We start from the raw sequence: 9,281 nt of genomic DNA, 5'->3' as shown, positions 1-9,281 counted from the left end.
GCCGGGGGGACTGGGGGGGGGGGGAACCCGACAGGAGCGGGGCCACCGCGGCGGGGGGCAGGGAGGGCGGCGACAACAACTTCCCCGAAATGCCCCCGCCGCGAAGCCGCCGCAGGCTTGGTCCAGAGTTTCAGATGCTGGCTACTCGGCAGTTTCACCGCTTTCACCACGGTCTTCATGCCCTTGGGCGTCATCGCGCTCCACAGCAATTTGCCGACCGAACGGTGGTGCTGGAACTCGTCAATGGCGGCCGTGAACCAGCGTTGCACCGTTGGCACGGCGAGCGCACCGAGGATGGTTGCAACTGTGGCCGAGAGCAGCACCAGCCGCATGTCCATGAGGAGCCGCTCGCCCGTCCCGTCCGCGATCGCATTCTCAATCCGCTTCGCAAGGAAGGGGCCAAGGAAACTGTTCGAGGTGCGCGAGACGAGTACGAGCACGTTGAACAACGCAAAACTGAGGGCAATCTTGCTCGTCCGCACCCCCGCAATCCGCGCGGCATAGGCCAGCGCGCCAATCAAATGAATTACCAGCGTCAGCAGGCAGATGTTGAAAAGCGGCCAGTCCATAATGTTCGCAAACTCGCTAACAATATTGTCATTCCCGCGAAAGCGGGAATCCATGGTCTGAAATGCCGGTTTAGACGTCTGTGGCAGACCATGCCCCCCCGATCAGGTCGGGGGTGACACAGTTTTTTGTTCTGCCTTGGCCTCAATCCTTGCCCTGCCGCGCCAGCAAACGCAGGCGGAGCGCGTTCAGCTTGATAAAGCCTGCCGCGTCCTTCTGGTCATAGGCACCGGCATCGTCCTCAAAGGTTACGACCTTCTCGCTGTACAGGCTGTTAGGCGATTTGCGCCCGACGACCGAGGCGTTGCCCTTGTACAGCTTCACCCGCACCGTGCCTGAGACATTGGCCTGACTATGGTCAATTGCCGCCTGCAACATCTCGCGTTCAGGCGAGAACCAGAAGCCGTTGTAGATAAGCTCGGCATATTTCGGCATCAGCTCATCCTTGAGATGCGCCGCACCCCGATCAAGCGTGATGCTTTCAATGCCGCGATGCGCGCGGGCATAGATTTCACCGCCCGGCGTTTCATACATGCCGCGCGATTTCATACCGACAAAGCGGTTCTCGACCAGATCGAGACGGCCAATGCCATGCTTGCGGCCAAGGTCGTTCAAAGCCGCTAGCAAAGTTGCGGGCGACATCGCTTCGCCGTTCAACGCAACGCCATCGCCCTTTTCGAAATCGATGGTGATATATTCGGGTGTGTCGGGCGCGTCTTCGGGGTTAACCGTGCGCGAATAGACATAGTCCGGGGTTTCGTCCCACGGATCCTCAAGGCATTTGCCTTCGGACGAGGTGTGCAACAGGTTCGCGTCGGTTGAAAAGGGGCTTTCGCCGCGCTTGTCCTTGGGCACCGGAATCTGATGTTGTTCAGCCCATTCAATGAGGCGGGTACGGCTGGTCAGATCCCATTCGCGCCAGGGAGCAATTACCTTGATGTCGGGGTTGAGCGCATAGGCCGACAGTTCGAAACGCACCTGGTCATTACCCTTGCCAGTCGCACCATGCGCAATGGCATCAGCGCCAGTCTCGCGAGCGATCTCGATCAGCCGCTTCGAAATCAGCGGGCGGGCGATCGATGTGCCGAGCAGGTAATCGCCTTCATAGCGGGCATTGGCGCGCATCATCGGGAAGACGAAATCGCGGACGAATTCTTCGCGCAGATCGTCGATATAGATGTGATGGTCGGGAATGCCCATCAGCACCGCCTTGGCGCGCGCAGGCTCCAGCTCCTCTCCCTGACCAAGATCCGCCGTGAAGGTTACAACCTCACAGCCATATTCGACCTGCAGCCATTTCAGGATGACGCTGGTGTCGAGACCGCCCGAATAGGCAAGAACAACGCGTTTGACCGAATCTTTCATGGGAGAACCTTTGCGTGCAACAATCGTGGCCGCGCCGCTAGCAGGGGGCGGGGTTGGGTGCAAGCAATGCGCTCGAATTGGCCCAAATGTTCCAGTACATCAAAAAACTTGCTCCGATTGCTGCAATTGCCCACCAGCCATTCGAACAAACTGCAACCAGAAGGCTCACATGAACTTAGCTCGACCAGTCCTTGTACTACTTGCCGCGACCGTCACACAAATCGGCTACATGAGCGACGCGCAAGCTGCGCAACAGTCCCCCTTATTGGGTATGTGGAGCCTGGATGTCACACAAATGCAGGCTCCGGCCGATATGCGTCCGAAAAGCGTGACAATTACTTTTGCAGAGGCAGGTGAAGATAAGTGGTCGACTAAAGTGTCGATCATCGCGCAAGACGATAGCGTCAGGGAAATGACCGGCGTTTATGCATTGGGCGGGATGGCCGCACCGATTACAGGCGACCAGCTGGAAGCTGACACTGCGGCGGTTACCACTCCATTGCCATATGTAATGTTGCTTGCCTTGGCAAAAGAGGGACGCCCGGCGTCGACCAGACTTTACACGGTTTCATCAGACGGCAGGCTGATGACCGAAAAGGCTGTAAGCTGGGACGACAAAGGCACCCCAATCATTCGAACCAATATTTTCCGACGCAATAGCCCATGAGTTGACGAAATTTTCGATTGCGACTTGCGTCACTGCAAAATCAACCCTCTTCGGCCTTGCCATCCTACCGTGCTTGGCGTGACAATGCCGCAAGGCGGGCATGTCACGCTCAGCGCCAACCTGCATCCTGTCGCCTGCAGACGCAGGCGAGTGAAGACAGGCATAAGGGCGCATTCGCACGGACGAATTCAGACTTCATCCCAGTCCATTGTTGCAAACCGGATGACGCTTTAATGCGGCAGCGTCGCACATTGCCTACGTAGCCCGCAGCTCCTGACGCTTGGACACATTTAGTGCATTCAGCAATTTTGAGACGTGATTTCTGACGGTAAAGTTGGAAATGCCCAAAATTCTGGCGATTTCCTTGTTGGTCATTCCTTTGGACACATAGTGCAGAATTTCGAGCTGGCGGGCCGTAAGTGTCGGCGGCGCCTGAATTTTTGCGGGGTCATGTTCAGCAAATAAATCCGGCTGGAGGCCGGTCGGTACAATGTCGGCTTCTGGCAAAAGTGCGCAAAGGCGATCCATTGGTAAGGAGTCGCCTTTGTCGATTATAACCAGCAAGACCACGCGATCGGTGCTCCGCTCTTCCGACGTGCCTTCTGCAAAGCTAATGTGCGGGTGGTTCACCTCAAACACGTCTCAACTTTGCAACTGCCGCAGCGCCGGATCTTCGGAAGCCGGATCCGCTACAAACCCACGCCATACAAGCCATAACCCAACGACCAGTTGAACCAGCGCTAGTGGTGCGAGAAAGTAGAATATCACCTCTCCAAAGAGCACGCCGGTGAAGACCGCCCGTCATTTGCGACGCTGTCGCCAACAGGCCGGCTGTAGCCAGCCACCGCGGAATCCAGCGGCTTTGGTACAAGATCACATAAAAAACGAATGCGCCGGTGCCGCCGAGCAACATATGGGGGAAATGCAGCCCATCGCGCTGGCTCGTTACCAGTGTCCAGATAGGTTCGGCTAACTTCGCCAGATCGCTGCCCGGCGCGGCAAGCATTGCGTCGCCAATCGAACGGAAAATTGAGTAGCTGGCGATTTCACTGCCCCCCATCCCGAATGAACTCGCCTTCAAGCCGAGATACAGAAAGGCAAGCCAGGCGAAAGGCCGCGCCGTCGAAAGTTGGCACAGCAATGCCGCCCAGATGAGTGAAATCACGCCAGATACCATTCCAATCAGAACTATCAGGCTGATCAACCCGGGCTGTTCTGCCGCACCACCAAAAAGTCCCATGGCACCCGTGCCGTTGCGGATCATTGGCTGCAGAAAGAAGTTGGACGAAATATCGAGTATGTAGCCAGCAAGAACGGCGCCACCGATCCAGCGGCCAGCATTGGTCAGATTGGTCATTATATTTCCTTCATATTTGGGCTGGTTTCGCTTGCGCCGCATTGGCGGGGCGATTGCCCAGCCAGTTGCGGGCAAAGCGAAACCGAATTGCCCAGAATGTCAGAAAACCGAGGGTGAAAAGCGAAGGGAGGAGAAGAATTGGGGAACCCTTCATGAAGGGAAACACATCATCCTGCTGTCCGAGGAAAAGTGACGTTGCAGCAAGGAAGTAGGCTGTCATCATCCGCCAAAGGTGGCGGGCGACGCGTTGCCGCGGTTTCAACCCTCCGCGATAAAGCACACTCAAATCGAACAGTAGGCTCAACGAGGCAAGCGAACCGAACACAAAATAGGCGGTTGCAGGCATATCCTGAAATTCGCCATTTGCGGAATCGAGCGCTATCAGGCCACCGTGCAGAAACAGCAGGGTTGCAAACAGACCGACAGGTGCCAACCATTGCGATACCCGATCCAGTTTGCCCGTTCGGCTTATCGCCGACTGGCGCGAAGTGTGCACGAGGTAGAACGTCCAGATCGCAGCACCTAGCGACAGCCTGTCCGGTTCCCATGCCGTCAGCAGCGCGGCCGATACGGCCATGGCCGACATCGACAGGTAGAAATAGTGGCCAGCCCGGGCGTGAAGACCGCCACCCGACTTGCGGCTCATCATGGCAACGACCCCGGATGATAGTGCTACGAGGCCGGCGGCTATATGCAGGATGAGCAGAGGGAGAAAAATGGCACTGGACATGGTCATTAAGCCTGCCCGTCCAAGCCAGATCGGCGTTTGCCGCTCATGCGATCGTCAAGATAGATGGCCAAAAGCCCTATGGTTGCGGCCACCATGATCGCCACAGCAAGGTTCACCCCGCCAAGGGCGATCTCGGTGCCGTCGCTGTGCCGCATCGTTCCACCGTAAGCAGGAGCCAGCAGCACCGATACAAGAAAGGCCGAGTTGACCAGCAAGCCGAGCAAACTGGCCGTTTTGATGTCACGACGCGATAGCGCAAACCAGAGTGCAAGGCCCGCCAGCGAAGCGTTTGTTATCAGTTGCCAAACTTCGTGAACCCGCGCATGTCCGGGCCAATCAGGGTTGAAAACGTGTGTCGGTCCGATTTCCAATATGGGCGTGAGAACACCTATTGGTAACAGGCAAAGAGCGAGAAGGATAATACGAGCCATGAAGATTCCAATATTGACACTGTCAATTTGACCAATCTTATTGACAGTGTCAATATAGAAAAATGAAGAAAGCCCACCATCATGGTGCTCTGAAGCAAGCTTTGATTGAAGCGGCCTTGGATCTGCTCGATGCAGAAGGTGTCGAAGCGGTCTCCATTCGTGCGGTCGCGCGTAAGGCGGGTGTATCGCACGCGGCACCGGTCAATCATTTCCCCGATCGACGGGCATTACTGACCGGTTTGGCCATTCATTGTTTTGAAGAATTAAAGCACGCAATCCAGTCTACAGGCATCCGCGAAATGCCCGATGCCCGAAGTCAGCTCATCGCCTTCGTCGATGAATTTCACAATTATGGTCTTAACAAGCCCAATCGCTACCGCCTGATGTGGCGTAGCGATATGCTCGATGCTTCGGACGAGGAATTGAATGCCATGACCGACCATTTGTTCGGCATGGTAACCAAGATGATCACCCAATTTGGCGATCCACCTAACATCAGTATAATGAGCCGAGTGGTTGCCATGTGCTCGATCATCCACGGATATGTATTATTGCGGATTGATGGGAACTTTATCGGCCTGACCGATGAGAAAACCGGCCATCCGAGACATATTGCCCTGATTGAAGCCTTGCTACCTTAACTGGCCAGAGCCCAAAGCTGCCAAACGCCCAACGCGAGAAACAATCCCGCAGCGGTCCAACGCATCACGTTGAGGGACACCCGCTTCACCAATTCTTCGCCCAGATAGACGGCAGGCACGTTGGCGATCATCATGCCCAGTGTGGTGCCCGCCGCGACCGCAACCACCGACTGATATTGCGCCCCCAATGCGACTGTAGCGACCTGCGTCTTATCTCCCATCTCGACGAGGAAGAAGGCGATTGCTGTAGTCAGGAACACGCTGCCCTTATGGCTGACCTCGCCCTCGTCCTCGTCAATCTTGTCGGGCACCAGCGTCCATAACGCCATTGCGACAAAGCCCAATGCCACGGCCCACCGAAACCAGGGTGCGTCGAGCAGGCCTGCCACCTGCTGCCCGGCAAAGGCCGCAAGTGCATGATTGAGCAAGGTTGCAGCGAGAATTCCGAAGATGATTGGCAAGGGCTCACGGAAACGGGTGGCCAGCAAAATGGCGAGCAGCATCGTCTTGTCGCCAATCTCGGCAAAGGCAACGATGGCGGTGGAGGCAAAAAATGCAGTCAACATGCTGCGCGCCTTTGGCATCGCAAACTGAGTTAGGCCAGCCAGTATCCAAGAAATTTTCTTGGTGGCGCATTTTTCCAAGCTTTCTGCTCGCATGTGCCGAATATCGGGTTCCGATATCGGGCAGAAGGGGGATGGGCAGTTATGCGTTTTTTCTTGGGTATCGTGCTGGCAACGATCGCAATTACCGGCGTTGCCGGTTTGGACATCAAAAACCGGGGAATGCCGGATCCGACCAAGCTCTATCATCTTCGTGCCGATTGCCACATCGCTTATGACCTGCTGATCAGCGAACTGGACAATGGAAAGCAACTACCCGCGTTTGACATTGAATGGGCGAAAGCTCATGAAAATGCTGGCAAAGCAGGTCAAACCTGCCCAGCCGTCCCGCAATCCATTGCCACGCGCGCAAAAGATCGCGCCATTGCTACCAACGATGGGCGGGCGGTCACCGAAAATTACTGGAACAAGCAGAAAGACCCGGTCGCCGCCTTCGAACTCGGCTTTTCGTATCTGAACGGTATGTTCGCTGACAAAACGCCTGGGGATGGCGTTGCGCTGATTCAGCAAGCGGCCGACAAGGGCGATCCCAACGCGCTATTCATCCTTGGAACGATGCACAACATGGGCAGTTTCGGGAAAAAGGACTATAAAAAAGGCCTGCCGTTGATTGAAGCTGCGGCCAAATCTGGCCAAGTGGATGCGCTTTTTCGTGCCGGGGTCATGAATTATGAGGGCGTCGGCACGTCGAAAAATCCCAAAAAGGCGTTCGGCTATTTCGAACAAGCCGCGCGCAGTGGCCATCTTTTCGCAGCAACAATGGCGGCTACCATGCTCACCGAAGGCAAGGGCGTACCCAAAGACACCGCCCGAGCCTATCGCATTGCACTTGCCATTGCGGAAGAAGGCGAAGTTTACGGGATGGCGCTTGCATCGGGAGCATTGATGGCTAGCGACGATGCCCAGAAACACAAGGAAGATGCGCTCTACTGGCTCGATCAGGCCATTCGTAATGGCGATTCAAATGTGCAGGGCATCCTGAACCCGATCCGGCAGCAGGCGGTTAAGGCATATGCGCGCCAAGCGGCAGCCGGTGGATATTCGCCCGCCGCGCGCAAAGCATGTCCCATGAAAACGGTTTGTACAGTGAACCACTATTCCGGTTTGCAAAGTTGCACTACCAGCAAGGATTATTGGAACGACTGCGACGGTTGAGTAAACGCAACTATTGTTTCTCGTCACAGCAATTGGCAGCATCCTTTCGAGACGGTAAGTTCGTCATGACGGGAGGTTTGCGATGTCCAAAAACGAAAACAAGACCAAGCCATCGGAACTCTGTGTTGACGATTTTATCGCCGCCGTCGCCGACGCCGACCAGCGCGCAGACGCCGAGAAGCTCCGCGCTCTGATGGAGCGGTTGTCGGGCGAGTCCGCGAAGATGTGGGGCCCGTCGATTATCGGATTTGGCAGCTATCACTACAAATATGAAAGCGGGCGCGAAGGCGACATGTGCCGGATCGGCTTTTCACCGCGCAAGGGGCAGACTGTGCTCTATCTGATCGACGGATTCGAGGGCCAACCCGAACTCATGGCGCGCCTCGGCAGGCACAAAACCGGCAAATCGTGCCTCTATATCAAGAAAATGGCGGATATTGACCAAGCGGCACTAGAAGAGCTGTGCGCGCGTTCGCTCGCCTATATGGCGGACAAATATCCGCCAGTCTGAAACCGCTGTCAGTCGTTAAGGGTCTTACCGCGACCTGACTGCCTATACTCAAATGCACGTTTTGCGCTTATTCTCCGGGCAATCAGAAATGCACCGATAATCAGCATCAAGGCAACAAGGCCAAGAGCGATCAATTCTCTGTCTTCCATCCCGTATGGACCCTCTTCTGCGGAGGATTGGTATCCTCCCGCAAATTGTAAAACGGGGTGTCTAGCAGAGGTTGATTCACTTTCAAGCCGCAGGTTGTACTAGTAGGCGCTTAACCACTTATGCCTTTGTAATTCCTGCAATCAACAGTGAAGAATCTTGTCCCACTTGAAGCTGCTCAAGTGAACCACCTATGATGCAGCCGCCGGGGGCCGTTGGCACGCCATCATGTGTCGAGTGCCTGAAACCCGGCACGAGCCAATAGGGTCCGCCGTCTTTAATGCTGCCCTTTCCTGCTTCATCCACTATATGGTGAAGCCAGAAATGTGGTCCTTCCGCCAGTTTCAGATTCCCCGAAACATGCCCAGACCGGGCATCCGCATAAGGTGCTGGAAGTGCCACAGCGACACCATCTTCAAGGTGCAGTTCGCGCGGGCGCCCATAAGCGAAAAGGCGATAGGTGATGTCCGCAGGTTGCTGAACCTCAACCAGCGTGATGCCTGCGCCAATGGCATGAATTGTGCCCGCCGGGATGTAGAAATAGTCGCCCGCGCGCACCGTTTTCCAATCGAGAAGTTGTTCGATTTCTCCAGATAGCGATGCGGTGCGCAACTCTTCTGCCGATAGCGCCCGATTCGTGCCGATGCCCAATACCGCACCGGGTTCGGCATCAACGATGTACCAGCATTCTTCCTTGCCCGAAGCCAGTCCCCGCTGCTTCGCATCCGCCTCCAAGGGATGCACCTGAATCGAGAGTTTTTCCGAAGTGAACATCCATTTGACCAGCAGCGGAAGGGGTGATTGCCCGACGCCATTATACCAGATCTCGCCGATCCGCTGCCAACCATGCGCGCCAAATTCGGGCGGGAGATCATCCCGCCCCCAGGGCTTTTCAACAAAGTGGCGTTCCAGAAACATCGAAACTCCCTTTAGCAGCAACAGCTTACCATATCCTATCCAACTTTCCGCTTTGGAAATCCGCAAAGTCTCGCTAGGGCCCGGCGAACAATATAACTCTCCCCGGGCACCATTGTTCACTCTGGAGCCAAAAATGACCGTATATGTTGACCGCGCCGGATTGCAGATT

At 55.7% G+C, this 9,281-nt stretch carries 12 protein-coding genes; 4 read left to right on the top strand and 8 right to left on the bottom strand.

What is annotated here, in order from left to right; translation table 11 throughout:
- Together Q0239_RS17370 and Q0239_RS17365 are read right to left on the bottom strand one after the other, a co-directional pair.
- The coding region (locus Q0239_RS17370) for a DUF2837 family protein (protein ID WP_298605198.1) at nt 1-569 on the bottom strand (569 nt) is incomplete at its 3' end.
- Between the two features lie 142 nt (nt 570-711).
- Nucleotides 712-1,932 (bottom strand): argininosuccinate synthase, encoded by a 1,221-nt coding sequence (locus tag Q0239_RS17365; RefSeq protein WP_298605196.1) that lies wholly within the window; start codon nt 1,930-1,932, stop codon nt 712-714.
- Between the two features lie 229 nt (nt 1,933-2,161).
- Between Q0239_RS17365 and Q0239_RS17360 the strand changes: the two genes are divergently transcribed.
- Nucleotides 2,162-2,599 (top strand): hypothetical protein, encoded by a 438-nt coding sequence (locus Q0239_RS17360; RefSeq protein WP_298605194.1) that lies wholly within the window; start codon nt 2,162-2,164, stop codon nt 2,597-2,599.
- Between the two features lie 255 nt (nt 2,600-2,854).
- On the opposite strand, the gene Q0239_RS17355 is transcribed toward Q0239_RS17360, so the two are convergent.
- Genes Q0239_RS17355 through Q0239_RS17340 form a run of 4 tightly spaced genes read right to left on the bottom strand, consistent with a single transcriptional unit; the run spans nt 2,855 to nt 5,117 of the window.
- Nucleotides 2,855-3,238: a helix-turn-helix transcriptional regulator gene (locus Q0239_RS17355; RefSeq protein WP_298605192.1), complete on the bottom strand. Its 384-nt coding sequence runs from the start codon at nt 3,236-3,238 to the stop codon at nt 2,855-2,857.
- Nucleotides 3,231-3,956 (bottom strand): DUF4386 family protein, encoded by a 726-nt coding sequence (locus tag Q0239_RS17350; RefSeq protein WP_298605190.1) that lies wholly within the window; start codon nt 3,954-3,956, stop codon nt 3,231-3,233. The genes Q0239_RS17355 and Q0239_RS17350 overlap by 8 nt, the downstream gene beginning before the upstream one ends.
- Before the next feature lie 10 nt (nt 3,957-3,966).
- Nucleotides 3,967-4,692, bottom strand: coding sequence for a hypothetical protein (locus tag Q0239_RS17345; protein ID WP_298605188.1), 726 nt, complete (start codon nt 4,690-4,692; stop codon nt 3,967-3,969).
- Entirely contained in the window at nt 4,692-5,117 is a 426-nt protein-coding gene (locus Q0239_RS17340; RefSeq protein WP_298605186.1) for a hypothetical protein, read from the bottom strand. The genes Q0239_RS17345 and Q0239_RS17340 overlap by 1 nt, the downstream gene beginning before the upstream one ends.
- 62 nt (nt 5,118-5,179) lie before the next feature.
- Between Q0239_RS17340 and Q0239_RS17335 the strand changes: the two genes are divergently transcribed.
- A complete protein-coding gene (locus tag Q0239_RS17335) occupies nt 5,180-5,758 on the top strand; it encodes a TetR/AcrR family transcriptional regulator (protein ID WP_298605184.1) in 579 nt (192 codons plus the stop codon).
- Here the strand turns inward: Q0239_RS17335 and Q0239_RS17330 are convergent.
- Complete coding sequence (locus tag Q0239_RS17330; RefSeq protein WP_298605182.1) at nt 5,755-6,324, bottom strand: TMEM165/GDT1 family protein; 570 nt, start codon at nt 6,322-6,324, stop codon at nt 5,755-5,757. The genes Q0239_RS17335 and Q0239_RS17330 overlap by 4 nt on opposite strands.
- 141 nt (nt 6,325-6,465) lie before the next feature.
- Between Q0239_RS17330 and Q0239_RS17325 the strand changes: the two genes are divergently transcribed.
- Together Q0239_RS17325 and Q0239_RS17320 are read left to right on the top strand one after the other, a co-directional pair.
- Nucleotides 6,466-7,536 carry a tetratricopeptide repeat protein gene (locus Q0239_RS17325; protein WP_298605180.1) on the top strand — a complete coding sequence of 357 codons (1,071 nt, stop codon included), beginning with the start codon at nt 6,466-6,468 and terminating at the stop codon, nt 7,534-7,536.
- A gap of 82 nt (nt 7,537-7,618) precedes the next feature.
- The gene (locus tag Q0239_RS17320; RefSeq protein ID WP_298605178.1) at nt 7,619-8,047 is read left to right on the top strand and encodes a DUF1801 domain-containing protein; all 429 of its coding nucleotides are present in this window, start codon (nt 7,619-7,621) and stop codon (nt 8,045-8,047) included.
- A 267-nt stretch (nt 8,048-8,314) separates the two neighbouring features.
- On the opposite strand, the gene Q0239_RS17315 is transcribed toward Q0239_RS17320, so the two are convergent.
- Complete coding sequence (locus Q0239_RS17315) at nt 8,315-9,112, bottom strand: class I mannose-6-phosphate isomerase (protein WP_298605177.1); 798 nt, start codon at nt 9,110-9,112, stop codon at nt 8,315-8,317.
- Nucleotides 9,113-9,281 lie beyond the last annotated feature (169 nt).

Source organism: uncultured Sphingorhabdus sp., assembly GCF_937872355.1.
In the GTDB taxonomy this organism is placed as follows: Bacteria; Pseudomonadota; Alphaproteobacteria; order Sphingomonadales; family Sphingomonadaceae; genus Sphingorhabdus_B.
The sequence above is the reverse complement of the archived record's forward strand: the minus strand, read 5'-3'. Positions and strand labels throughout refer to the sequence as shown.

Coding starts and splice junctions, on each gene's coding strand:
- Q0239_RS17365 (WP_298605196.1), bottom strand. CDS start 1,932: ATGAAAGATTCGGTCAAACGCGTTGTTCTTGCCTATTCGGGCGGTCTC.
- Q0239_RS17360 (WP_298605194.1), top strand. CDS start 2,162: ATGAGCGACGCGCAAGCTGCGCAACAGTCCCCCTTATTGGGTATGTGG.
- Q0239_RS17350 (WP_298605190.1), bottom strand. CDS start 3,956: ATGACCAATCTGACCAATGCTGGCCGCTGGATCGGTGGCGCCGTTCTT.
- Q0239_RS17345 (WP_298605188.1), bottom strand. CDS start 4,692: ATGACCATGTCCAGTGCCATTTTTCTCCCTCTGCTCATCCTGCATATA.
- Q0239_RS17340 (WP_298605186.1), bottom strand. CDS start 5,117: ATGGCTCGTATTATCCTTCTCGCTCTTTGCCTGTTACCAATAGGTGTT.
- Q0239_RS17335 (WP_298605184.1), top strand. CDS start 5,180: ATGAAGAAAGCCCACCATCATGGTGCTCTGAAGCAAGCTTTGATTGAA.
- Q0239_RS17330 (WP_298605182.1), bottom strand. CDS start 6,324: ATGTTGACTGCATTTTTTGCCTCCACCGCCATCGTTGCCTTTGCCGAG.
- Q0239_RS17325 (WP_298605180.1), top strand. CDS start 6,466: ATGCGTTTTTTCTTGGGTATCGTGCTGGCAACGATCGCAATTACCGGC.
- Q0239_RS17320 (WP_298605178.1), top strand. CDS start 7,619: ATGTCCAAAAACGAAAACAAGACCAAGCCATCGGAACTCTGTGTTGAC.
- Q0239_RS17315 (WP_298605177.1), bottom strand. CDS start 9,112: ATGTTTCTGGAACGCCACTTTGTTGAAAAGCCCTGGGGGCGGGATGAT.